The following is a 23,924-nucleotide window of genomic DNA, read 5'->3' as shown; positions in this document are numbered from 1 at the left end:
TGACCGGTGTACGTTGAGCACCTCTCGCTCACCGGGTTCCGGAGCTACGGGCAACTCGATACCGCGGTAGAGCCCGGTATCACGGTCTTCGTCGGGCCGAACGGGGTGGGGAAGACGAACATCGTCGAGGCCATCGGGTACCTCGCGACCCTGTCGTCCCACCGCGTCAGCACCGACAAGCCCCTGATCTCGTTCGGCGAGGAGCGGGCGATCATCCGGGGCAGGTTCGTCCGGGGCACGCAGCGCACGAGCGTCGAGGTCGAGATCAATGCCGATGCAGCCAACCGTGCCCGGATCAACAGGTCGAATCCTGTACGGGCGAGGGATGCCGCCGGCATCCTGAAGACCGTCCTCTTCGCACCTGAGGACCTTGCCCTGGTCAAGGGTGACCCCTCGGGACGGCGCCGGTACCTGGACGACGTGATGGTGTCGCTCCTGCCGCACCAGTCGGCGCTGCGCGCCGACTACGAGCGTGTCCTCAAGCAACGGAACGCACTGCTGAAGTCCGCGCGGGCAGCCGGCAGGTTCTCGACGGCACACGATTCGACCCTCGATGTGTGGGACCAGCATCTGGCCCAGGCCGGCGCACGGCTGCTCTCGGCCCGTCTCCTCCTCACCGACCAGCTGCGTCCCCACGTGCAGCGCGCGTACAAGGAACTGACGGACGGGTCGAAGGCGGCGGACATCGCCTACGTCTCCAGCGTCTCGTCGTCCCCGGACCTTCGAACCGACGACGACGGCGGGGCCATGCCCCGTGCTTCCGGGGAGGGCCTGCAGGATCTCGCCCTTCCGGAGCTGACGGAACTGTTCATCGCGAGCCTCCTGCGCCACCGGAAGAAGGAACTCGAGCGCGGCATCTCCCTCGTGGGACCGCACCGTGACGACCTCGCCCTGCTGCTCGGTTCCGTCCCGGCGAAGGGGTATGCCTCCCACGGGGAGACCTGGTCCATGGCCCTGGCCCTCCGGCTCGCTTCCTACTACCTGTTGCTCGAGGAGGACTCCACCCCCGGTGGGAATCCCGTGCTGATCCTCGACGACGTCTTCGCCGAACTCGACGCGCAACGGCGTACGCGCCTCGCCGCGATCGTCGCCCCTGCCGAGCAGGTGCTGGTCACTGCCGCTGTCGGGGACGACATCCCCGAGGCCCTCCTCGGCCGACAGATCCGCGTCGTCCCGGGCGGCATCGACGGTGTTGAAGGAGTCGATGTCCGCCCAGCCGATGTCCCGGAGGCGGCCGAAGGACGCCAGGATTCCGGAGAAGATGCCGGAGACGTCGATGGCGGAGAAGCTCATGTCTGAGAAATCGACGCCGGAGGAGCACGGGCAGGACGGCATACCCTCCGGTGAAGCGACCGGCGATCCGGCGCGACCCGGGGCGGACGGGCCGGATGACGGCAGGAACCGCGGCGAACGGAACCGCGACGGAGACGGCGGGATGGACCGTCCCGGCGCCGAGGACTTTCCCGAGCAGGACGCTCCGCAGGCCCTCCTCAACAGATTGCGCAGCGCATCCCAGGCCAGGGGCACACCCCGGGAGACGGCTTCGAAGCGGACGGCGAAGGCACCTCGCCGCCGGTACTCACCCGAGCCCACCTATGGTGGGCGGGATCCGGAAGGTGTCGGCAACGTCTTCTCGAGGATGCTCGCGGAACGCGGCTGGAAGTCGCCGGTGGCGATCGGATCGGTGCTGTCCCGCTGGGACGAGATCGTCGGGGCGGACATCGCGGCGCACTGCGTGCCGGAGAGTTTCGACGCCGACACGGTCCTGGTGAGGTGCGACTCGACCGCCTGGGCCACCCAGCTCCGCCTCATCACTCCGCAGGTGCTGCAGCGGTTCGAGGCCGAGCTGGGGGCGGGCGTCGTGACCCGGCTCTCCGTCGTCGGGCCCGCCGCGCCGAGCTGGCGCAAGGGTGGACGCTCCGTCAAGGGACGCGGTCCCCGCGACACCTACGGATGAGCCGGAGGGCGGGCCGCTGGACGGCCTGTAGGCCAATCGGAGGTCCGCCCGGCGTATCCGTCCTCATGGAAGGACCCCCTATCGGCTCTGACGCCGCTTTATTGGCCGGTGAGAGGGTGTTCGTGCGGGATTGTAGCCCTCCGCAGGGTAGAATAGATCGAGATTGTTTTGGTCCATCCAGCTGAGGAGCCGTCTACGCCTGTGGCACACGAGAACGAGTTGAATGCAAGTGATGTGTTGATCGGCGAAGGCGAATCCCCGATCCTGGAGGCGGCCACCGAACACGCATACGGTGCCAACGAGATCACGGTCCTGGAGGGCCTGGAAGCGGTCCGCAAGCGTCCGGGCATGTACATCGGGTCCACCGGACCCCGAGGGCTTCACCACCTTGTGTACGAAGTTGTGGACAACTCGGTCGATGAGGCGATGGCGGGTTACTGCGACCACATCGAGATCACGCTCCAGGCCGACGGCGGTGTCAAGGTCGTGGACAACGGCCGCGGTATCCCCGTGGACATGCACCCCACCGAGGGCCGGCCGACCGTCGAGGTCGTCATGACCATCCTCCACGCCGGCGGCAAGTTCGGCGGCGGCGGGTACGCGGTGTCGGGCGGCCTGCACGGCGTCGGCATCTCGGTCGTCAACGCGCTGTCCAAGCGGGTCGAGACGGAAGTACGACGCCAGGGCCACGTGTGGCGCCAGTCCTTCGCCGACGGCGGCAAGCCCGTCGGCGAGCTGAGGAAGGGCGAGGAGACCTCCGAGACCGGCACCACCCAGACGTTCTATCCCGACGACTCGATCTTCGAGAGCACGCAGTTCGACTTCGAGACCCTCCGCGCACGCTTCCAGCAGACCGCGTTCCTCAACAAGGGACTGCGCATCACCTTCACCGACGAGCACGTCGACGAGGTCGAGGACGAGGTCACCGTCGAGACCGGTGAGGATTCCACGCCCAAGCACCGCGAGGTCGAGTACCTCTACGAGAACGGCCTCGTGGACTACGTGCACCACCTCAACTCCTCCAAGCGCGTCGACGTGGTGCACCCCGACGTCATCGTCTTCGAGACGGAGACCCCGGACCGCACCATGTCCGTCGAGATCGCGCTGCAGTGGACCTCGGCCTACTCCGAGAGCGTGCACACGTACGCCAACATGATCAACACGCACGAGGGTGGAACGCACGAAGAGGGCTTCCGCGCGGCCATGACCACCCTGATCAACAAGTACGCGCGTGAGAAGAACATCATCAAGGAGAAGGACGACAACCTCACGGGTGACGACATCCGCGAAGGCCTGACCGCCGTCATCTCCGTGAAGCTCTCCGAGCCGCAGTTCGAGGGCCAGACGAAGACGAAGCTCGGCAATTCAGAGGTCAAGGGCTTCGTGCAGCGCGTCGTCACCGACCAGCTGGGCGACTGGCTCGAGCGCAACCCGGGGCCCGCCCGCGACGTCATCCGCAAGTCGATCCAGGCATCGCAGGCGCGCCTCGCGGCCCGCAAGGCGCGTGAGTCCACGCGCCGCAAGGGCCTGCTCGAGTCCGGCGGCATGCCGGGCAAGCTCAAGGACTGCCAGTCCAAGGACCCGGCGCGGTCAGAAATCTACATCGTGGAGGGCGACTCGGCCGGCGGTTCGGCGGTCCGGGGCCGCAACCCCGAGACGCAGGCCATTCTGCCCCTGCGCGGCAAGATCCTGAACGTGGAGCGCGCCCGCCTGGACCGGGCCCTCGGCAACAGCGAGGTCCAGGCCATGATCACCGCGTTCGGCGCGGGGATCGGCGAGGACTTCAACGTCGAGAAGGCCCGGTACCACAAGATCGTGCTCATGGCCGATGCGGACGTGGACGGCCAGCACATCACGACCCTGCTGCTCACGCTGCTGTTCCGCTACATGCGGCCGCTGATCGAAAACGGCTTCGTCTACCTCGCGCAGCCGCCGCTGTACCGGATCAAGTGGTCCAACGCGAAGCACGACTACGTGTTCAGCGACCGCGAGCGTGACGAGGTCATCCGGATCGGCCTCGCCAACAACCAGCGGCTGCCCAAGGACAACGGCATCCAGCGGTACAAGGGCCTGGGTGAGATGGACTACACGGAACTGTGGGAGACCACCATGGATCCGGACCACCGCACCCTGCTCCAGGTCACCATGGACGACGCGGCCGCCGCCGACCAGGTGTTCTCGGTGCTCATGGGTGAGGACGTCGAGTCCCGCCGCAACTTCATCCAGCAGAACGCCAAGGACGTGCGTTTCCTCGACATCTGAGTGCCGATACCGGCATCGTGCCGGCGCAACGGAACAAGAGCGGACCGAGGGTCCCTGCCCGAGCTTGCGAGGGAGAGGGAGGACGTCCGACCGGGCGCCTGCACACGATGCCGGGCACCGGCCAGCGACCGCGTCTCCTGTGTGGTCGAGAACCTTTCACGAACGGAACTGATTCATGAGTGACGACATCACCGGTAACGGACCCGACGAGCCCATCGAGGGTGAGGTCCTGACGGACCGCGTCGAGCAGGTGGACCTGCAGACGGAGATGCAGCGGTCCTACCTGGACTACGCGATGGCGGTCATCGTCGGCCGGGCGCTGCCCGACGTGCGCGACGGCCTCAAGCCCGTGCACCGGCGCGTCCTCTACGCAATGTTCGACGGCGGCTACCGGCCGGACCGCTCGTTCAACAAGTGCGCCCGCGTGGTCGGCGAGGTCATGGGCCAGTACCACCCGCACGGTGACTCGGCGATCTACGACGCCCTGGTCCGCCTGATCCAGGACTGGACGATGCGCTACCCGCTGGCCCTCGGACAGGGGAACTTCGGTTCGCCCGGGAACGACGGCGCGGCCGCTCCCCGGTACACCGAGACGAAGATGGCTCCGCTCGCCATGGAGATGGTGCGGGACATCGATGAGGAGACCGTCGACTTCCAGGACAACTACGACGGCAAGAACCAGGAGCCGACGATCCTGCCGTCGCGCTTCCCGAACCTGCTCGTCAACGGGTCCTCCGGCATCGCCGTCGGCATGGCCACCAACATCCCGCCGCACAACCTGCGCGAGGTGGCCGACGGCGTCCAGTGGTACCTCGAGAACCCGGATGCCTCGAAGGAAGAACTGCTCGAAGCACTGATCGCCCGCATCAAGGGACCCGACTTCCCGACCGGCGCGCAGATCCTCGGCCACAAGGGTATCGAGGACGCCTACCGGACGGGCCGCGGCTCCATCACGATGCGCGCCGTCGTCAATGTCGAGGAGATCCAGAACCGTACCTGCCTCGTCGTCACCGAGCTCCCGTACCAGGCGAACCCGGACAACCTCGCCATCAAGATCGCCGAACTGGTCAAGGACGGCAAGATCAGTGGCATCGCGGACCTGAGGGACGAGACCTCCGGCCGGACAGGCCAGCGCCTGGTGATCGTGCTGAAGCGCGACGCCGTCGCGAAGGTTGTCCTCAACAACCTGTACAAGCACACGCAGCTGCAGGACAACTTCAGCGCGAACATGCTGGCGATCGTCGATGACGTGCCCCGCACGCTGAGCCTCGATGCCTTCATCCGGCACTGGGTGACCCACCAGCTCGAGGTCATCGTCCGCCGGACGCGGTACCGGCTGCGCAAGGCGGAGGAGGAAGCCCACATCCTCCGCGGACTGCTGAAGGCGCTCGACGCGCTCGACGAGGTCATCGCCCTGATCCGGGCCTCCTCCACCACGGAGCAGGCCCGTGACGGACTGATGGGTCTGCTGTCCATCGACGAACTGCAGGCGACGGCGATCCTCAACATGCAGCTTCGGCGCCTGGCGGCGCTCGAGCGGCAGAAGATCCAGGACCGCCACGCCGAGCTGGAATCCATGATCACGGAGTTCAACCGGATCCTCGCCTCCGAGGACGTGCAGCGCGGCATCGTCAGCACGGAGCTCGCGGAGATCGTCGCAAAGTTCGGCGACGACCGGCGGACCGAGATCCTCATGGGCTACGACGGCGACATGAGCATGGAGGACCTGATCCCCGAAGAGGAGATGGTCGTGACCATCACCCGCGGCGGATACGTCAAACGCACCCGCAGCGACAACTACCGTCAGCAGGCACGCGGCGGCAAGGGCATCAAGGGAGCTCAGCTGCGCGGGGACGACGTCGTCGAGCACTTCTTCGTCACCACCACCCACCACTGGCTGCTGTTCTTCACGAACCTGGGCCGGGTCTACCGGGCGAAGGCGTACGAACTGGTCGAGGCCGCCCGTGATGCCAAGGGACAGCACGTCGCCAACCTCCTGGCCTTCCAGCCAGACGAGAGGATCGCCCAGGTGCTCGACCTGCGCGACTACCAGCAGTCTCCCTACCTGGTCCTGGCCACGAAGCGCGGACTCGTGAAGAAGACGCGCCTCGAGGACTACGACACCAACCGGACCGCCGGCGTGATTGCGATCAACCTGCGGGACAACGACGAGCTCGTCTCCGCGCAGCTCGTGTCCAGCGATGACGACATCATGCTCGTCTCGCGCAAGGGACAGTCGCTGCGCTTCACGGCCGACGACGACGCCCTGCGACCGATGGGACGCGCGACGTCCGGGGTGACCGGCATGAAGTTCCGCGAGGACGACGAACTGCTGGCCGGCAGCGTGGTCACCGACGACTCCTATGTCTTCATCGTCACCGAGGGCGGTTTCGCGAAGCGGACCAAGGTCGACGAGTACCGTGTGCAGGGCCGCGGTGGGCTCGGCATCAAGGTTGCCAAGCTGGCCGAGGAGCGGGGAGACCTGGTCGGCGCGCTCGTCGTGCAGGACGAGGACGAAGTCCTGGTGGTCATGGGTGGAGGGAAGGTCGTCCGCTCGGCCGTGGCCGGCGTACCGGCGAAGGGACGCGACACGATGGGTGTCATCTTCGCCAAGCCGGACAAGACGGACCGCATCATCGCCGTGGCCCGCAACAGTGAGCGGAGTGTTGCCGTCGAGGAGGGGTTGATCGATGATCCTTCCGAGGCCAGCCCGGACGTGGACGTCATCGACACGGTCACGCCCGAGGACGCACCTGCAGAGTTCACAGCCGATGAAGTACGGTTGTCGACAGAGGAAACGGCTGAGCCTGACGCTGAGTCGCCGGAACATGGAGGTAGCGAGTGAGCTCGGCCAACACCAACCCGCGAGCGTCCAGCGGCCAACTGCGGACGCCCGGGACGCCTCCGCGCGTGAATGCCCCCGCGCGCCCCGCGCAGCGACCCACGGGCCCGGGCGCGCAGACCGCGCGTCCCGCGCAACGACCGGGACTCATCAAACCGGCACCGAAGGCGAAGGCCCGTAAAGCCCGCCTGCTCGTCAGCAAGGTCGACCCGTGGTCCGTGCTCAAGATGTCGTTCCTCCTGTCGGTCGCGCTCGGCATCGTCACCGTCGTGGCATCCTTCGTGATCTGGACGGTCCTGGACCTCACCGGGATCTTCGACGGCGTGAACGAGCTCCTCCGGGAGATCGCCGGATCCGAGAACGGTGGGTTCGATCTTCGACAGTTCGCGTCGCTGCCCCAGGTCCTCTCCTTCGCCACGATCATCGCTGTGGTGAACGTGGTGCTCCTGACCGCCCTGGCCATGCTCTCGGCGGTGCTCTACAACATCTCCTCCACCCTGGTCGGCGGAATCGGCGTCACGCTGACCGACGATTAGGACACCGGCCTCTTCGGCGCCGGAGGGCGATTTGAAGAATGCCGAGACACTACTGTAAAGTCGTATCTCGGCCCGAAGAGGTATCGGGGCGTATAGCTCAGGCGGTTAGAGCGCTTCGCTGATAACGAAGAGGTCCCAGGTTCAAGTCCTGGTACGCCCACGGATCCACTACTGCAGGGGACTGCTAGGAGACTGGTGTGAAGAAGTTGCTTATTGCGGCAGCGGCTGCAGCAAGTGTCCTCGTCTACAAGCGGTGGCAGGATTCAGAGAAAAGCAAGAGCGTCTGGAGCAATGCGACGGACGACGTCGCCTAGCAAGGAACATCGTCCGGCGCAGGTATACTGGATGAGGCTCATTTCGGGGGCATGGCGCAATTGGTAGCGCACCTGCTTTGCAAGCAGGGGGTTCGGGGTTCGAGTCCCCGTGCCTCCACCGAAAGGAAGTCCCGGCCATCGGCCGGGACTTCCTGCTTTAACCGGCCGATCGGCACGCGGCGGCACTGACGGCGTGCCATAGGGTTGCCGGGTGACTATCTTCCTCTCGATCCTGGGCGTGATTGGGGTCTCGGCGTCCGGGCCGATCATGGCAGCGACAGCCGCCCCGGTCCTCGCCATCGCGTTCTGGCGGAACCTGCTCGGAGCCGTCCTCATGGGCGGCCCGGCAGTCGTCTCCAAGAGGGACGAGTTCGCGGCCCTGCGCCCCGCGGACTACCGGCGGCTCGCCCTTGCAGCTGGAGCCCTGGCGTTGCACTTCGCCTGCTTCATCACCGCTCTCAAGCTCACCTCGGTGGCGGCGGCCACAGCCCTCGTCTGCCTGCAGGTGGCGTGGATCGCGTTGTTCAACGCCCTGCTGGGATCCCGGCCACAGCGCGCGGTGGTGGCCGGTCTGGGCATCGCCTTTCTCGGCGTCGTGATCATCACCGGATTCGACCTCTCACTGTCCCGGGACGCGCTCCTCGGGGACATGCTCGCGCTGGCCGGCGGGGCGCTTGCGGGCGTCTACCAGATGGCGGGAGCCGCCGCCCGGCGGACGATGTCCACCGGGACCTATACGACGCTCTGCTACGGAGTGTGTGCAGTCATCCTCGGAGTCCTCTGCGCAGCCACGGGCCAACCGATCGTCGGATTCACCCCCGTGGCGTGGGCGGGCATCCTCGCCGTGACTCTTCTCGCGCAGATCATGGGCCACTCGGTGTTCAACCACCTGCTCGCGGTGATGAGCCCGCTGGTCGTGTCGATGATCATCCTGCTGGAGATTCCCGGCGCCGCGATCCTCGCGGCCGTCTTCCTCGGCGAGCAGCTGCCCGCTGGAACCTATGGCGGGCTGGTGCTCATCCTCGCCGGCCTGGCCGTGGTCGTCCGTGGCCAGCAACGACGAGCGGGGCGCCAGCGGCTTCTTGCGGAGCAGGCCGCTCCTGTGCCTCCCGTACTCGGCGGCGACTAACATTCCTTATGACAAATATAACGAATATGGCATGAAAAAGCCCCCGGCGGGATACCGGGGGCTTTTCGCTGCTCGGAGTGTCAGGCTTTCGGCTCGTCCGTCGGTCCGACGGTGCGCTTCACGGTCACGTCCGGGGTGTCGCCTCCGACCGGCGAGGCGGTATCCGCAGCCGGAGTCTTGCTGGTCGCGGATGCGTCATCGGAGGAGGTGGCCGAACGCTCAGCCGCTTCCTTGATCTCGGCGACGACGTCCTTGGCTTCCTGTGCCTTGTCGGCAGCGACGGGAGCAGGCGTCGCGTTCACCGGGGCGGGCGTCTTCCAGGGATCCTCGACGGGCTTCGAGGCCCTCCACGCAGCGACGCCGGCGACGAGAGCCGACGCGATGATGCCGATGATCAGCCACCCCTTGCCGGACTTGCGTGCCTGGTTCCTCTTGAGGTCCTTCGAGGCCTGCACCGTCGCGGCGACCAGGCGCTTCTGGGCGTTCGTGACGGCCTTCTTGTCACCGGTCGCCTTGGTCACGACCTTCTCGACCAGAGGGGGCACGGTGGCTGCCGCGAGGGAGCGGGCTGCCGTATCAGCTGCCTCGCCGAGCCTGTTGGACAGGGCCGGCAGGTAGTCGTCGACGACCTTCCCCTTGGCGGAGTTCAGCGCGGGCGTCGCCTTGTCGAGGGTGCTCTGGATCTTCGGGGTCGTCTCGTCGATGACGTGCGTGATGCGCGGGCCCACACTGTCGATCCCGGACTGGATCCGGGGGGTGACGACGGCGATGCCGCCCGCGATGCCCTCGGTGGTCCTGCGGACGGTGTCCTGCAGGGCCGGCCCGGCAGTTTCGACGCCCTTCTCCCACCGGGGCTTAGCCCAGCCGTAGGCGGCATCGACATGGGGAGATGCCCATGCCCGTGCTGCTGCTACTCCAGCAACGAATGCCGCTCCGATGGCGGCGCTCTCCTCGAGATCGTGGGTGACGCGTGCATTCTTCTTCACAAAAACCTCCAGGGGGTGGTTACTCGTTTTGATCAGCCTACGTTGCATGGACAGGGGGTGCTATCGGGGCGCACCCCGGGATCCCGTCGAACGGGCCGTTTCACTGTCCGCGGAATGGCACTCCTCCAGCTTATTGTCAGAGGCTGCGTGGAAGAATGGGCCAATGACTGCTATCCCAACAGCAAAAGCGACCATTTCCACCAACCAGGGCAATATCGAGGTGAACCTCTTCGGCAACCACGCGCCGAAGACCGTGAAGAACTTCGTGGGCCTGGCAACCGGCGAGATCACCTGGACCCACCCGCAGACGGGCGAGGAGAGCAACGCTCCCCTCTACAACGGGACGATCTTCCACCGCATCATCAAGGACTTCATGATCCAGGGTGGCGACCCGCTGGGCCAGGGTATCGGTGGACCCGGCTACAAGTTCGACGACGAGATCAACCCGGACCTCACCTTCAACGAGCCCTACAAGCTCGCCATGGCCAATGCCGGAACCCAGGGCGGACGCGGCACCAACGGGTCGCAGTTCTTCATCACCTCGGTGCCCACGACCTGGCTGCAGGGCAAGCACACCATTTTCGGTGACGTCACCGACGAGGAGTCGCGCAAGGTCGTCGACAAGCTGAACGCGATCGCCACGGACATGAGGGACAAGCCCCTCGACGACGTCGTCATCGAGAGCATCACCGTGGAACAGCTCTAACCGAATGTCCTACGGTGCCCCCGCGCCCGACGCCGGCAGCCAGCAGGCACCCGTCTGCCCGAGGCACCCCGACCGCATCAGCTATGTGAGGTGCCAGCGGTGCGGTCGCCCGGCCTGCGGAGACTGCCAGCGGCCGGCCGCCGTCGGATTCCAGTGCGTGGACTGCGTGCGTGAGCAGGCGGCCCGCACCCCGGTCCGGAAGAACGCTTTCGGCGGCGTTGCACGCGGGGGCACCCCGATCGTCACCACGGCCCTGATCGGGATCTGCGTGGTGGTATTCCTGCTCCAGCTCGTGATCCCCGGGCTCACCCGTACCTTTTCCTACGCTCCGGTGTTCACCGCCGGCGTGGGCGGAGCCATTCCGGCCGAGCCGTGGCGCATGCTGACCGCGGCCTTCCTCCATTCGCCCAACTCGTTCCTGCACATCGCCTTCAACATGTACGCCCTCTACATTCTGGGGAAGGTGCTTGAACCGGCGATGGGACGGGCGAGGTTCCTCGCGCTCTACCTGATCTCGGCGGTCGGTGGATCCCTCGGCGTCCTGCTGCTGAGCGGACCCCTCCAGTACGTGGTCGGCGCGTCCGGTGCCGTCTTCGGGCTGTTCGGGGCCCTCTTCATCATCCAGCGCAAGCGTGGGGGTGACGTGCGGCAGATCGTCGTCCTGGTCGCCATCAACGCGGTTCTGGGCTTCGTGGTGCCGGGGATCGCCTGGCAGGCCCACCTCGGCGGCCTCCTGGCGGGGGCCGCCTGCGCAGCGGTCATCGCCTACGCACCCCGGGGTGCCCGCCAGGCCCGCCTGCAGTGGCTCGGACTCGGCGGAATCGTCGTGCTGCTGGCTGTGCTGACGTTCCTGGGGGTCTCGCTCCTCCTGGTCTAGGACGAGGAGGACAACTGAGGGCCGGTTCGCCTGAACCGGCCCTCAGTTGCGTTATCCACACCCCTTATCCACACGGGGGATAACTTACACACATGTAATTCCACACCTGTGGATAAGCAGGGCCCGGGATCTCAGGCTCTCGAGCGGACGATCAACAGAACTGTGCACATCTGTGGATAACTTTCTGCACACCGTGTGCACAGTGGGGACAGGTCCTTCGACCGCCCCGGCGGAAAGCGGGAACTACCGCCAGCGGGTGGTCATCAGGAAGCCGACGATCGCGATGCCGAAACCGACGAGGATGTTCCAGGACCCCCAGGCCGCCACCGGAAGGGTGGACATGGAGATGTAGAAGGTGATGATCCACAGCAGGCCGATGATCATCAGCCCGAACATCACGGGCTTGTACCAGGCCGGGTTCGGCTTGGGCTGCGAGGACTTGACGGCGGGCGCAGCGGTGCTGGCTCTCTTGCGGGGCTTCGACTCGGGCACGGATTCTCCTCGACGGGGCGCAACTGCGGATCAGCTGCGCCGGTGGTCTCGCGGGGCGCCCCGGTGCGTCCAGACCCGCAGGCTATCCTGAAGGAAGAACACCATCCGGCGGGCGGTTCTGGGAACGATTCTAGCCAAGAACCGCCCGATACCGGTGCATCCCCAGCGGCAGGAGCGGCAGTGGCCAGGTCAACCCTCGACGCCGCACACGGGCATGCCGCGGTGCAGGCACTGCCGCAGCGGCGCCGTCGTACCCCCGTCCAGCTCGTTGCGCAGGTCCTCGGCGAACTCCTCATCACGGTCGGCGTCGTCCTCCTGCTCTTCGTGGGCTGGGAGCTGTGGTGGACCAACATCGATTCCGGGATCAAGCAGGACCACGCCCTCGAGGAGTTCTTCTCGGACGTACCACCTGTTGTGGCGGGGCCGGCTCCCTCGTCGCCGCCCGGAGGAACGGAGCCCGCGGCACCGGAGGACTTCGGCGAACCCGCCGTCCTTCCGCAGGACGAGCTGGTCGGGACCTTCGCAGTGGTCTACATCCCCCGGTTCGGTGAGAGCTACTCCCGCCCTGTCACGGCGGGGGTCGGGACGGACGTCCTCGACAACCTCGGCCTCGGGCACTACCCGGGAACCGGAGCTCCTGGCGAGGTGGGGAATTTTGCGCTGGCCGGCCACCGCCAGACCCACGGCCAGGTCCTCGACCAGATCCACACGCTCGTCCCGGGCGACCGTGTCTACGTCCAGACCCGCGACGGGTTCTACACGTACGTGTTCCGCAACACCGAGATCGTCCTCCCCGACCGCGTGGACGTGATCGCACCGGTGCCCACGCAGCCGGCCGCGGAACCCGTCGACAGGATCCTGACGCTGACCAGCTGCAATCCGCGCTTCGGTGCGCAGGAGCGTATTATTGCTTATTCGGTCATGGAGTCCTGGCGTCCTGTGGATGCCGGTCCGCCGCCCGAGATCGCGGAGCAGGTCGCCCGCGCCGCAGGACAGGGATAGCCACGATGTACGGATGGATCTTCCGGACCCTCCCGGGTCCCCTGTGGATGCGCGTCATCCTCTCGGTGGTCCTGGTGCTCGCGGCCGTCACGGTGCTGATGGTCTTCGTGTTCCCCTGGTTCTCCCAGTTCAACCCGCTCACAGATTCAACGATTGGTTCCCCCTAGCTCATGGCTGACACCACCCGAATCCTCGTCGTCGACAACTACGACAGCTTCGTCTACACCCTGGTCGGTTACCTTCAGGAACTCGGCGCCGAGACGACCGTGGTCCGTAATGACGACATGACCCTCGCGGAGGCCGAGGACATGGCCGCATCGCGCGACGGCGTGCTCATCTCCCCGGGCCCGGGGACGCCGGCCGAGGCCGGCGTGTGCATCGACCTCATCCGGTGGTGCGGCGAGCATGCGAAGCCCATGCTGGGAGTCTGCCTCGGACACCAGGCACTGGCGGAGGCATATGGCGGAAGGGTGACGCACGCACCCGAGCTCATGCACGGCAAGACGTCCCTGGTGGAACACGATGCGAAAAGTGTCTTCGCCGGGCTGCCGTCGCCGGTCACTGCCACCCGGTACCACTCCCTCGCAGCTGTGAGCGACGACGTCCCAGCCGACCTCACCGTCACCGCACGCACCGCCAGCGGCATCATCATGGGCCTCGAGCACAAGACCGCGCCCCTGTGCGGCGTCCAGTTCCACCCCGAGTCCGTCCTGACGGAGGGCGGCTACCAGATGCTGGGGAACTGGCTCGAATCGCTCGGCCTCGCGGGTGCTGCAGCCAAGGCGGCAGGACTCAGCCCCCTCATCGCGCGCTAGCTGTTCCCTTTCGTGGGTCCCGGCGTGGGCTGGTTCCCCGTCCCCTCGGCGGGCCGGCCATCCGGTGTCCGGGAGGGTTCCGGCGTGGGTTCCGGGGACGGCTCCTGGGTGGGTTCCTGGGTGGGCTCCTGCACCGGTGGCTGCGCGGGTGCCTTCGCCACCGAGAGCACGATCTCCGTTCCCTGATCCACCTGTGACCGTGCCGGCGACGACTGCGCCGTCACGATCCCCGGTGTCACCACGCTGTTCTCGACCTCGCGGACGGAGAACGGCAGCTGGACGGCGGGATCGGCCAGTAGTGCCTCGGCCTGCAGAACGGTCAGGTCGGTGAGCAGCGGCACGGTCACCTTGCCGTTGGACAGCACCAGATCCACTGCCGTGCCGACGGGCACGGACTGCCCCGCCTGGGGATTCGTCGTGATGACCCGGCCTTCCGCGACCTCCGCGCTGGTCTCCTCCGTGATCTCGCCGCCTTTCAGCCCGAGGTCCTCCAGCGCATCCCGCGCCGAGGACTCCGTGAGTCCCGCGAGCTTGTCGGGTAGCACCACGTTGGCGGGGCCCAGCGAGACGGTGATGTTCACGCGGGACTCCGTCTCCACGGATGCTCCCGCCGAAGGGTCGGAACTGATGACGTCTCCGGCCTTTACCGACGCGTTGTACTCCTCGTCCGTGGAGGGGACCAGTCCGGCGTCCACGATCGCATCAGCCGCATCCGCCTCGGTCATGGCCACCACATCGGGAACGTCGACGGTCGCCACCTCCTGGACCGGCTCGTTGTCCGGGAGGTTGTCCAGGACGACATAGCCTCCGGCGAGGACGAGCAGGACCACCACGAGGAACACGGTGAGCCAGGCGGCCCGGGACGATCTCCGGTGCTGGTCGTGCCGCCGGTCCCGCTCGGCGCCGTTCCCCAGGAGGTCCAGACGACCGTCTTCGTCCTCCAGCCCGGAGGGAAGGGACTGTTCCGCCACGACCCGGCCTCCGGCACGGGTCCGCGGATCGTACGTGGTGCCCATCGCCGTCGCACCGACCGATGCTGTACGCGTCCGGGGCGCGGCAATGTCCATGGCCTCGGTGGGTGCCCCTGCGGCGTCCGCGAGGACGACACCGCGGGCAGCGTCGAGCAGTGCCCGGCGGAAGGACGCTGCGTCCTGGAACCGGTGTTCACGGTCCTTCAGCAGCGCCCTGGCAAGGACGGAGTCGAGGGCGGGCGTGACGGCCGGAGCGAGGGTGCTGGCGACGGGAGGTTCCTCCCGCACGTGCTGGTAGGCCACGGACACGGGACTGTCCCCGATGAACGGCGGGCGGCCCGTGAGCAGTTCGAACAGGAGGCATCCCGCCGAATACAGATCGCTGCGGGCGTCCACCGTCTCCCCGCGGGCCTGCTCCGGTGAGAGGTACTGCGCCGTGCCCAGGACTGCCTGGGTCTGTGTCATGGTGGCCTGCGAGTCCGCCATGGCGCGGGCGATGCCGAAGTCCATGACCTTGACCGCGCCGTCGGGGGTGATCATCACGTTGGCCGGCTTGATGTCCCGGTGGACGATGCCGGCCTTGTGGCTGTAGGCCAGCGCGTCCAGGACCCCGGCGAGGTAGGTCACGCTGTCCTCGGGGGTCAGGTCCCCGGCCTTGACGTGGTCACGCAGCGTGCGTCCCTCGACGTACTCCATCACGATGAACGGGACCCTGACCTCGTGCTGCGGCCGGTCCGGGATCTCTTCCTCACCGGTGTCGTAGACCGCGACGATGTTGGGGTTGTTGAGACCGGCCACGGCCTGGGCCTCACGCCGGAACCGCGACTGGAAGAGGGGATCGCGTACCAGGTCCTGGCGCAGCACCTTGATCGCCACTGATCGCCCGAGCCGGAGGTCGCGTCCGAGGTGTACGTCGGCCATGCCTCCACGGCCGATCAGTTCACGCACCTCGTACCGTCCGTTCAGGACGCGCTCCGCGGTCATCACTCCAGGCCCTTCCGGCGCGTGCTCTGCGGGCGGATCATGACCCGGAGGTCGCCGTCGCCGTCGGAGCCGACGCGGGTGTCGGCTCCGGCGGACTGGTCGGCGCCTCGGTGGCCGGCGGGCCCGAGGACACGACGTAGTTCACCTGGGTTCCCGAGGCGATGACCGCACCCGGCCCGGGATCAACGCGCAGCACCGTGCCCTGAGGCTGATCCGACTCCTCCGTGCCTACGTTCAGGGGCCGCAACCCGAGCTCCACGAGGATCCGCTCGACCTCGGCGGCGTCCTTTCCCTGCAGTCCCGCGGGTACGGTGACCTGCTCGGGACCGCTCGACGACGTGACGGTGATCGTCTCGCCGGGGCTCAGGCTGCCGACCGGCTCGATGCCGGTGACGAGTCCCTGCGCGACGTCCGCGGAGGGCTCCTGCTGGGTCTCCACGCGGAAGCCCAGGGCACCGAGCTCGGCGGCCACTTCCGCTTCCGGCCTGCCGAGGTACTGGCTGGGCGTGATGACCACTTCGTCAGCCTCTGCGGTGGTGGGTGACGGCGTCGGCGAGGGGGACGGAGAGGCGCTGGAGGGCGACGGGCTGGGGGTGTCGGACGGAGAGGGCGTCGCGCTGGTCGTGGTACTCGATGCAGCCGGGACGTTGTCGTCGTCGTCTCCGGTCAGCAGCGGCTGGAGGATCAGGAATGCGATGGCAGCCAGTGCGAGCAGGAGCAGGACGATGAGCGGGATCAGCCAGGGGCTCCGCCGATCCTCCTCGCGGCGGTACGGCTGGGAGGGCTCGGCGGCGTCGATGTCCTCCTCCGACCAGTCCCGGGAGGCTGCGATCCCTGCGGCGGCACCGGCGGCGGCAGGTGCCGCGACCCTCGGAAGGGCGGATGTCTTCGGTGAGGGGACCGCCGTCGTCGCCTGCGTGTCCTGGCGGGGAACGGCGGTCGTCGCCGCGTCCGCGTCCGTCCCGAAGGCGAGCATCCCGGGCACCGCGGCTTCCGCGGCCCGGATGTTGCCGGCACGGATGGCGTCGACCGCGCGCGCGAGGCTCTCGGCGTCCCGCGGCCTGTCGGCAGGATCCTTGGCGAGCATGGACCCGACCAGCGCGCGCACGGGGCGCGGGATGGTTTCGGGCAGGGGTGGTGGGGCGTCGTTGACCTGGGCGAGGGCGATCGCGATCTGAGACTCACCGGAGAACGGGCGGCGCCCGGCGAGGAGCTCGTATCCGATGACGCCCAGCGCATAGATGTCGGAGGACCCCGTGGCCGGCTGGCCCGTGGCCTGCTCGGGTGCGAGGTACTGGGCTGTTCCCATGACCTGGCCCGTGGCCGTGAGTGGCACCTGGTCGGCCAACCGGGCGATGCCGAAATCGGTGATCTTCACCCGGCCGTCGGGCATCACGAGGATGTTGCCGGGCTTCACGTCGCGGTGGACCAGTCCCTGCCGGTGTGCCACGGCGAGGGCGAGGGCGGTCTGGCCCATGATCGAGAGCGTGCGGTCGGACGAGAGCACCTGCTCCTTCTCGATCACGGCGGACAGGGGCTGCCCGGGGACGAGCTCCATGACGAGGTAGGCGGAGCCGCCCTCCTCGCCGTAGTCGAAGACATTGGCGATCCCCTCGTGGTTGAGCAGCGCCGTATGGCGCGCCTCCGCGCGGAAGCGGTTGAGGAACGCCGGGTCGCCCGAATACTCCTCCTTGAGGATCTTGATCGCCACGATCCTGCCCAGGATCTGGTCCCGCGCCTTCCAGACCTCGCCCATACCGCCGATCGCGATGCGCTCGGTCAGTTCGAACCTGCCGCCCAGGGTGATTCCTGACGTGGGCCTCATCTGTTCAACACCGCCTCTATAAGTCGCTTGGCACTGGGTGAGGTCAATTGCTGACCAGTGGGGATGTCCACGTTCTCCATCACGATGGAGATTGCTACCTGCGGATCGTCGGCGGGTGCGAAACCTGTGAACCAGGCATTGTCACCGGTCTCGGAGACCTCGGCGGTTCCTGTCTTGCCGGCGACCTCGACACCCGGCACCTGGGCGCCGGTCGCCGTACCGTTGTCCACCACGTTGACCATCCAGTCGGTGAGCTGGTTCGCCGTCTCCGGGCTGACCGACTCGCGCAGCACCTCGGGCTGCGGAGACTCGATCAGCTGGAGGTCGGCCGCCCGGATCGACTTCACGAGCTGGGGTTTCATCTGCTGCCCGTCGTTGGCGATGGCCGAGGTCACCATGGCCATCTGGAGCGGCGTCACGCGCGTGTCGAACTGCCCGACCGCGGACTGCGCGAGCTCGGGGTCGGTCAGGTCCGACGGGAAGGAGCTGGCGATGACCCGCGTCGGGATGGACAGCTCCTCGCCGAACCCGAATTTCGCTGCCTGCTCCTGAATGGCTTCCTCACCGAGATCAAGGGCGATCTGCGCGAAGGGCGTGTTGCAGGACTGCTCGAGCGCGAACTCCAGGTCCGCCTCCGTCCTGCTGATGCAGCCTCCCGTGACGTAGTTCGGCAGGGAGTACTCGATGCCGGGGAATTCGAGCGCCGGCGGGTTCGGGATCACGGAGTCGGCGTCGTATTTGCCCGATTCGAGGGCGGCCGCCGCGTCGATGAGCTTGAAGACGGAGCCCGGAGCCACCAGGGACTCGGTTGCGGGATTCGAGTAGATGGAGAGTCCCGGCTGTTCGGAGAGTGCGGCGACGTTCTCCTCGATGACGCCCGTGTCGTGCCCGGACAGGAGGTTGGGATCGTAGGTCGGCTTCGAGACCATCGCGAGGATGTTGCCCGTGGAGGGCTCCATGACCACGATCGAACCCCGCTGATCGTCGGGGATGAGGTCCGAGGCGAGCTGCTGGATCTCGGGATCGATCGTCAGTTCCACGGACGCGCCCTGCGAGTCGACGCCCGAGAAGAGTCCGACGACCCGGTCGTAGAACAGCGAGCTGCTGGTGCCGGAGAGGATGTCCGATTCCCTGTCCTCGAGCTGGGTCGATCCCAGCGACAGGGAGTAGTACCCCGTCAGGTGTGCGTACAGTTCGGGTTCGTTGTACACGCGCTGGTAGTTGAACTGGTCCTGCGACGGCACGGACTCCGCGATGGCCCGGCCGTCCACGAGGATCGCCCCGCGCTGCCGGCCGAAGTCCTGGAACAACTGCCGGCTGTTCCAGGGGTTTGCATTCAGTTCCTGTGCCTGGAAAAACTGCACGTAGGTGAGGGAGCCGAGGACGAGGGCGAACATGCCGATGGCGACGACCCACGCGCTGCGGATGGCCTGGTTCATCGGGTTGCCTCCTTCGCGGTCCTCTTCTTCACGGGTTTCCCGTTCATGCCGAGCGCTTCGGGGAACGAGTCCTTCATCGGGGCCGTCGGCGCTGGTCGACGCGCCGTCTCCGAGATGAGCAGGATCAGGGCCACAATGAGCCAGTTTGCCAGCAGCGAGGATCCACCGGCGGACATGAACGGCGTGGTCAGTCCCGTGAGGGGGATCAGGCGCGTGATGCCCCCGATCACCACGAAGCACTGCAGTGCGATGGTGAAGGAGAGGCCGCAGGCGAGGAGCTTGCCGAAGCCGTCCTTGGTCCCCAGTGCGGCCCGGATGCCCCGGGACACGAGGATCACATAGAGCATCACGATGGCGACGACGCCGATCAGTCCCAGTTCCTCGCCGAGCGCCGCGATGATCATGTCGCTGTTGGCATAGGTCACGAGGTCGGGCCGGCCCTCGCCCAGTCCCGTTCCCACGAGGCCGCCATTGGCCAGGCCGAACAGGCCCTGCACCACCTGCGCGCTGCCGCCGGGTGCCCTGTTGTATACCTCGGGTGCGAAGGCGTTGATCCAGGAGTCGAAGCGCAGTGCCACATGGCTGAACAGTTCCAGGGCGACGAAGACGCCGACACCGATCATCGCCAGGCCGATCAGCACCCAGCTGACCCGGCTCGTCGCCACGTAGATCATCACCATGAAGAGGCCGAAGAAGAGGATCGACGACCCGAGGTCGCGCTGGAAGATCAGGACACCGATGCTGACCAGCCAGGCAGCGGCCATCGGTGCCAGGTCCCGGAAGCGGGGCAGCTGCAGCGGGCCGATCTTCTTGCCCGCCAGCAGGATGAGGTCGCGGTTCGTCGACAGATACCCCGCAAAGAATATAGCGAGGGTGATCTTCGCGATCTCTCCCGGTTGGAAGGTGCCGATGCCCACGGAGATCCAGATGCGCGCTCCGTTGATCTCGAGACCGAGCGGCGTGAGGGGAAGCAGGAGCAGGATGGCGCTGACGATCAGCGAGATGTAGGTGAAGCGGAGGAGGATCCGGTGGTCGCGCAGGACGATCAGGAGGACCGCCGCCGCGCCGACCGCCACGGCCGTCCACGTGACCTGCTGTGGTGCTACCGGTGGATAGTCCGGATTGATCAGGATGGCCGACAGGTCGAGGCGGTGGATCATCGCCAGGCCGATCCCGTTCAGTGCGACGACGATGGGAAGTATCACTGGATCGGCATATTTTGCCCGGAAGCGCAGGATGATGTGGATGAGGAGCCCCATCCCTCCGAGCGTGATCGCCTGGAACCAGAAGTGGTCGGCGAAGGGCTCCTCCCGGCCGACGCCCGCCAGGTAGTTGGCGCTGATCGCCACGGCGAGGGCGAGCAGCAGCAGGACGAACTCGATGTTGCGCCGCGACCGGGGGACCGTCAGGACATCACTCATTGGCTGCACCTCCACAGTCGGTGGCAGGGGACGAAGGACTGGGGGCGGGGCTCGGATCCGCGCTGGACGAGGCGCTGGACGAGGCACTGGACGAGGCACTGGACGAGGCACTGGACGTTGCGGATGCACCCGGTGTGGCGGAAGCACTCGGACCCGCTGTCGTGCGGGGACGCGGTGAGGCGCTCGCGCTTGCGGAGGGCACGCCCGCCGCGGCCGAGGTCCGGGGCGAGGGGGATGCGGAACTGCTGGGGCGCGGCGTGCTGCTGGACGTGGGGCTGGGAGTGCTGCCGGTGGAGGGGCTCGGCGAGGCGATCGCCGGCGTTCCGGGGTCGCAGGAGACCGCCCGCAGTTCGCTGCGAAGGTTTCCCACGATGCGCTGGGCCTCGTCGAGGCTGGCGGCGGGAAGGGTGTCCACGAGCTGGGAGCGCTGGTACTCGGGCAGGTTCGACACGGGGATGTCCGTGGTCTCGTACAGCTCGCTCAGGCTGATGGGCCCGACCTTCTGGGGCACGCCCGTGTAGATCGCCACGCGGTGGTCCGCTTCGGCGACGTAGTAGCGCGTCTGCGTCCAGGTGTACCCAAGGCCCAGGACGGCAATCAGGATCAGGCCCATGAGTGACAGGAAAGCGGGCACGAGCCAGCGCCGCCTGCGCGTCGGCCTCCCGTCCCCGGCGTCGGGGTCCGCCGGCTGGGTGTCGGCCTTGTGGGTCAGCATCATCGCCGCGCGCCGCTCGGTGGACCGCTGCGTCACGATGGGGATCTGGCCCGTCTCGGTCGCCAGCGCCGCGGACCCCACCAGCATGTGGGGCCTCGTCAGCAGGTCCTCGCGGATGACGTCGGCGCGGATGGCGGTGCCGGGCAGGTCCCCGTTGTCATCGACCTGGTGCGAGGCGGGGTCCGCTCCGTTCGCGCCCGGCATGTCGCGTTCGCCCGCTGCCTGCCGGGCAGGGGGGATGGACGGCGGGGGTGCGTCGTCGTCGTCCGCTTCCACAACCTCGACGACGGCGATGGTGATGTTGTCCGGAGAGCCCCCGGCGAGGGTCAGGTCGACGAGCGTGTCGACGCACGCGCGGATGTCCTTCGTCTCGCGCATGACCTGCTCGACCACGCGCTCGTTCAGGACCGCGTTGAGGCCGTCCGAGCACAGCAGCCAGCGCTCACCGGGCTCGGCGTCGAAGTGGTCGAGGTCCAGTTCCGGGCTCGCATCGACGTCGCCGAGCACACGCATCAGCACGTTCTTGTGCGGGTGGACCTCCGCTTCCTCGGGAGTGAGCCGGCCCTCGTCGATGAGGCGCTGCACGAAGGTGTGGTCCGTGGTGATCTGCTCGAAGACGCCGTCCTTCAGCCGGTAGGCGCGCGAATCACCGATGTGCGCGAGCTGCAGCGTCGAGTCCTCCAGCAGGAGGGCCGTCACCGTGGTGCCCATGCCCGCCAGCTGGGGGTTCGTCCCGACGAGTTCGGAGAGCAGGGAGTTCGCGGTCTGGATCTCGTCGGCCAGGTGCGTCGCAGCATGGCCGCCGTGCCCGTTGTGATCGAGATGGACCAGGTCCAGGACGGTGGAGGCGGAGGCGACGTTGCCGCCCGCGTGGCCGCCCATGCCGTCGGCGACGACGGCGAGGTACCGGCCCACGTAGGCGGAGTCGTCATTCTTCGCCCGCACCATGCCCACGTCGGAGCGGGCAGCGAACCTCAGGACAAGCCGCACGCCTACGGCCTCAATTCGATGACCGTCTTACCGATCCGGATGGGGACGCCCGGTTCGACGGGCAGGGCACGCGTGAGCTGGGTACCGCCGAGGTAGGTCCCGTTCGTCGAGCCCAGGTCCTCGATGAACCAGCGGCTGCCCTGCGGGAACAGGCGTGCGTGGCGGCCGGACGCGTAGTCGTCCTCGAGCACGAGGGTGGCCTCCTGGGCGCGACCGAGGAGCACCGGGCTCGCCGCGAGGTCGAGTGAGGTCCCGGACAGGGGGCCCTCCGTGACCACCAGCCGGCGGGCGGTCGCCCGGACCGGTGCGGGCTCTTCGTGGACATCGGGTGTGTTCCGCGGGTTCCGGGCCGTACCGGCCTTGGTACGGGTGCCCACCAGGAGGTCGCGGCGCAGGGCCCCGACGGTGCTGAGCACGAGGATCCACAGCAGGATCAGGAAGCCGAAGCGCAGGATCGTGACCGTCAGTTCTCCGGCCTCACTCATCGCTGGCCCCCGTCCTGCGTGGGCACCATGCGGAAGGTCAGGCGTGAGCGCCCCATGGTGATCATGGAGCCGTCCGTCAGCTCGGCCTGCCCGTGGACGCGCTGCCCGTTCACGAAACTGCCGTTGGTCGACCCGAGGTCGACGGCGTAGATCCTGCCGTCCTCCATGCGGATCTCGAGATGCCGCCGCGAGACCCCGGTGTCGTCGACGGGGATGTCCGCCTCGGACGAGCGGCCGAGGATGATGGATCCGGAATGGATCGAATAGCGCCGGCCGTCGATCTCGAGGACCGGCTGGTAGCGCGTGGGCTGGCTGCGCGGTGCTGCGGGCGCTGCCGGGCCGGCAGGGCGGCGCGTAGCAGCCTGCTTCTCGATCGACGAATCGATCTCGAACACACCCGCCTTCAGCTCGGGATCGTGTTCGAACGACACGCGCACGGGTCCCTGCAGGCTGTACTGCTGGCTGTTGACGTGGGCGATGACCACGTCGCAGAGCTCCTCGGCCAGGGCGGATCCCCATTGCTGGGCGAGCTCGAAGTCGGAATCGGAGAGGCGGGCCGTGAAGACATTGGGTGCGAGCGTCCGGCCCTGCGAGAGGACGAGCGAGCGGTTGTCCAACTCCTTGCGGAGGGCAGTGGCGATCTCGAGGGGCTGCACCTGTGAGCGCGAGCCCGTGGTGAAGGCGCTCCGGACCAGCTTTTCGAGTCCGCGCTCCACGTTGTCGAGAATGCCCATCGTCCGCCTCCTCCCCTGTCCCACTGTGGTTTCGGGCCCCGCCAGCAGGATGCTGCAGGGCTTCTCCCGGTCCTGGAGACGGCGATGTCCGGCCGGGCATGTTCCCTCCGATACTACTGGGAGCCTCTGGAAATGAGCTCCAAGGGGACATTCCGAGGATTACTTTGTCCTAACGATCGCCGGTGGCTGCACCGTGTCCCCGAGCGCCGTCGGACCGTCGGATCCCGCGTTTAGGTAATTGCGGTGATGCTCCGCTATGCTTGTTTCTGCTGTTCACAACACCTGCGCCTGGCGCACGGAGTTGGAATCTTGAAATGCGCGAGTGGCGGAACGGCAGACGCGCTGGCTTCAGGTGCCAGTATCCGAAAGGGTGTGGGGGTTCAAATCCCCCCTCGCGCACAGTGCACGACGACGAAGGGCCTCCGCCGAGCGGGGGCCCTTC

At 67.3% G+C, this 23,924-nt stretch carries 21 protein-coding genes and 3 tRNA genes; 15 read left to right on the top strand and 9 right to left on the bottom strand.

Annotated features, from left to right (window positions below):
- Window positions 1-6 precede the first annotated feature (6 nt).
- From recF to P5G52_RS02805, 9 genes are all read left to right on the top strand, one after another.
- The gene (gene recF, locus P5G52_RS02845) at window positions 7-1,299 is read left to right on the top strand and encodes a DNA replication/repair protein RecF (protein ID WP_301224484.1); all 1,293 of its coding nucleotides are present in this window, start codon (window positions 7-9) and stop codon (window positions 1,297-1,299) included.
- A 136-nt stretch (window positions 1,300-1,435) separates the two neighbouring features.
- On the top strand, window positions 1,436-1,957 hold the full coding sequence (locus P5G52_RS02840) for a DciA family protein (protein WP_301228621.1): 522 nt from the start codon (window positions 1,436-1,438) through the stop codon (window positions 1,955-1,957).
- Window positions 1,958-2,191: 234 nt separating this feature from the next.
- Window positions 2,192-4,219, top strand: coding sequence for a DNA topoisomerase (ATP-hydrolyzing) subunit B (gene gyrB, locus P5G52_RS02835; RefSeq protein WP_301224482.1), 2,028 nt, complete (start codon window positions 2,192-2,194; stop codon window positions 4,217-4,219).
- Window positions 4,220-4,394: 175 nt separating this feature from the next.
- Window positions 4,395-7,064: a DNA gyrase subunit A gene (gene gyrA / locus P5G52_RS02830; RefSeq protein WP_301224478.1), complete on the top strand. Its 2,670-nt coding sequence runs from the start codon at window positions 4,395-4,397 to the stop codon at window positions 7,062-7,064.
- Window positions 7,061-7,597 (top strand): DUF3566 domain-containing protein, encoded by a 537-nt coding sequence (locus tag P5G52_RS02825; protein ID WP_301224477.1) that lies wholly within the window; start codon window positions 7,061-7,063, stop codon window positions 7,595-7,597. The genes gyrA and P5G52_RS02825 overlap by 4 nt, the downstream gene beginning before the upstream one ends.
- Window positions 7,598-7,683: 86 nt before the next feature.
- Window positions 7,684-7,757 (top strand) — tRNA-Ile (locus tag P5G52_RS02820).
- Window positions 7,758-7,794: 37 nt separating this feature from the next.
- Window positions 7,795-7,911 carry a DLW-39 family protein gene (locus tag P5G52_RS02815; RefSeq protein ID WP_301224476.1) on the top strand — a complete coding sequence of 39 codons (117 nt, stop codon included), beginning with the start codon at window positions 7,795-7,797 and terminating at the stop codon, window positions 7,909-7,911.
- 45 nt (window positions 7,912-7,956) lie between these two features.
- Window positions 7,957-8,029, top strand: a tRNA-Ala gene (locus P5G52_RS02810).
- Window positions 8,030-8,122: 93 nt separating this feature from the next.
- Complete coding sequence (locus P5G52_RS02805; RefSeq protein ID WP_301224475.1) at window positions 8,123-9,040, top strand: DMT family transporter; 918 nt, start codon at window positions 8,123-8,125, stop codon at window positions 9,038-9,040.
- Window positions 9,041-9,120: 80 nt separating this feature from the next.
- Here the strand turns inward: P5G52_RS02805 and P5G52_RS02800 are convergent, their stop codons facing one another.
- On the bottom strand, window positions 9,121-10,026 hold the full coding sequence (locus tag P5G52_RS02800) for a hypothetical protein (RefSeq protein WP_301224474.1): 906 nt from the start codon (window positions 10,024-10,026) through the stop codon (window positions 9,121-9,123).
- Window positions 10,027-10,189: 163 nt separating this feature from the next.
- On the opposite strand from P5G52_RS02800, the gene P5G52_RS02795 reads away from it, so the two are divergent.
- Together P5G52_RS02795 and P5G52_RS02790 are read left to right on the top strand one after the other, a co-directional pair.
- The gene (locus P5G52_RS02795) at window positions 10,190-10,732 is read left to right on the top strand and encodes a peptidylprolyl isomerase (protein ID WP_301224473.1); all 543 of its coding nucleotides are present in this window, start codon (window positions 10,190-10,192) and stop codon (window positions 10,730-10,732) included.
- A 4-nt stretch (window positions 10,733-10,736) separates the two neighbouring features.
- A complete protein-coding gene (locus P5G52_RS02790; RefSeq protein ID WP_301224472.1) occupies window positions 10,737-11,609 on the top strand; it encodes a rhomboid family intramembrane serine protease in 873 nt (290 codons plus the stop codon).
- Between the two features lie 243 nt (window positions 11,610-11,852).
- On the opposite strand, the gene P5G52_RS02785 is transcribed toward P5G52_RS02790, so the two are convergent.
- The gene (locus tag P5G52_RS02785; protein WP_301224471.1) at window positions 11,853-12,101 is read right to left on the bottom strand and encodes a cell division protein CrgA; all 249 of its coding nucleotides are present in this window, start codon (window positions 12,099-12,101) and stop codon (window positions 11,853-11,855) included.
- Window positions 12,102-12,281: 180 nt separating this feature from the next.
- On the opposite strand from P5G52_RS02785, the gene P5G52_RS02780 reads away from it, so the two are divergent.
- Genes P5G52_RS02780 through P5G52_RS02770 form a run of 3 tightly spaced genes read left to right on the top strand, consistent with a single transcriptional unit; the run spans window position 12,282 to window position 13,918 of the window.
- Window positions 12,282-13,103: a class E sortase gene (locus P5G52_RS02780; RefSeq protein WP_435868636.1), complete on the top strand. Its 822-nt coding sequence runs from the start codon at window positions 12,282-12,284 to the stop codon at window positions 13,101-13,103.
- A gap of 5 nt (window positions 13,104-13,108) precedes the next feature.
- Entirely contained in the window at window positions 13,109-13,270 is a 162-nt protein-coding gene (locus P5G52_RS02775; protein WP_301224470.1) for a hypothetical protein, read from the top strand.
- A 3-nt stretch (window positions 13,271-13,273) separates the two neighbouring features.
- Window positions 13,274-13,918 carry an aminodeoxychorismate/anthranilate synthase component II gene (locus tag P5G52_RS02770; protein ID WP_301224469.1) on the top strand — a complete coding sequence of 215 codons (645 nt, stop codon included), beginning with the start codon at window positions 13,274-13,276 and terminating at the stop codon, window positions 13,916-13,918.
- Here the strand turns inward: P5G52_RS02770 and pknB are convergent.
- The 7 genes from pknB to P5G52_RS02735 are packed head-to-tail and all read right to left on the bottom strand — an operon-like array spanning window position 13,915 to window position 23,482.
- Complete coding sequence (gene pknB / locus P5G52_RS02765; RefSeq protein ID WP_301224468.1) at window positions 13,915-15,873, bottom strand: Stk1 family PASTA domain-containing Ser/Thr kinase; 1,959 nt, start codon at window positions 15,871-15,873, stop codon at window positions 13,915-13,917. The genes P5G52_RS02770 and pknB overlap by 4 nt on opposite strands.
- A 37-nt stretch (window positions 15,874-15,910) precedes the next feature.
- Complete coding sequence (locus P5G52_RS02760) at window positions 15,911-17,698, bottom strand: protein kinase domain-containing protein (RefSeq protein ID WP_301224467.1); 1,788 nt, start codon at window positions 17,696-17,698, stop codon at window positions 15,911-15,913.
- Window positions 17,695-19,137 (bottom strand): peptidoglycan D,D-transpeptidase FtsI family protein, encoded by a 1,443-nt coding sequence (locus tag P5G52_RS02755; RefSeq protein WP_301224466.1) that lies wholly within the window; start codon window positions 19,135-19,137, stop codon window positions 17,695-17,697. Before P5G52_RS02755 ends, P5G52_RS02760 begins: the two co-directional genes overlap by 4 nt.
- Window positions 19,134-20,558, bottom strand: a complete 1,425-nt coding sequence (locus P5G52_RS02750; RefSeq protein ID WP_301224465.1) for an FtsW/RodA/SpoVE family cell cycle protein — start codon at window positions 20,556-20,558, stop codon at window positions 19,134-19,136. Before P5G52_RS02750 ends, P5G52_RS02755 begins: the two co-directional genes overlap by 4 nt.
- Window positions 20,551-22,221, bottom strand: coding sequence for a PP2C family protein-serine/threonine phosphatase (locus P5G52_RS02745; protein ID WP_301228617.1), 1,671 nt, complete (start codon window positions 22,219-22,221; stop codon window positions 20,551-20,553). The genes P5G52_RS02750 and P5G52_RS02745 overlap by 8 nt, the downstream gene beginning before the upstream one ends.
- Before the next feature lie 44 nt (window positions 22,222-22,265).
- Window positions 22,266-22,748, bottom strand: a complete 483-nt coding sequence (locus tag P5G52_RS02740; RefSeq protein WP_301224464.1) for an FHA domain-containing protein FhaB/FipA — start codon at window positions 22,746-22,748, stop codon at window positions 22,266-22,268.
- The gene (locus P5G52_RS02735; RefSeq protein WP_301224463.1) at window positions 22,745-23,482 is read right to left on the bottom strand and encodes an FHA domain-containing protein; all 738 of its coding nucleotides are present in this window, start codon (window positions 23,480-23,482) and stop codon (window positions 22,745-22,747) included. The genes P5G52_RS02740 and P5G52_RS02735 overlap by 4 nt, the downstream gene beginning before the upstream one ends.
- A gap of 316 nt (window positions 23,483-23,798) precedes the next feature.
- Between P5G52_RS02735 and P5G52_RS02730 the strand changes: the two genes are divergently transcribed.
- Window positions 23,799-23,881 (top strand) — tRNA-Leu (locus tag P5G52_RS02730).
- The last annotated feature ends 43 nt before the right edge of the window (window positions 23,882-23,924 follow it).

The sequence above is a fragment of the Arthrobacter burdickii genome (assembly GCF_030433645.1).
Lineage (GTDB): Bacteria > Actinomycetota > Actinomycetes > Actinomycetales > Micrococcaceae > Arthrobacter_D > Arthrobacter_D burdickii.
This window is presented reverse-complemented; position numbering and strand designations above follow the sequence as displayed.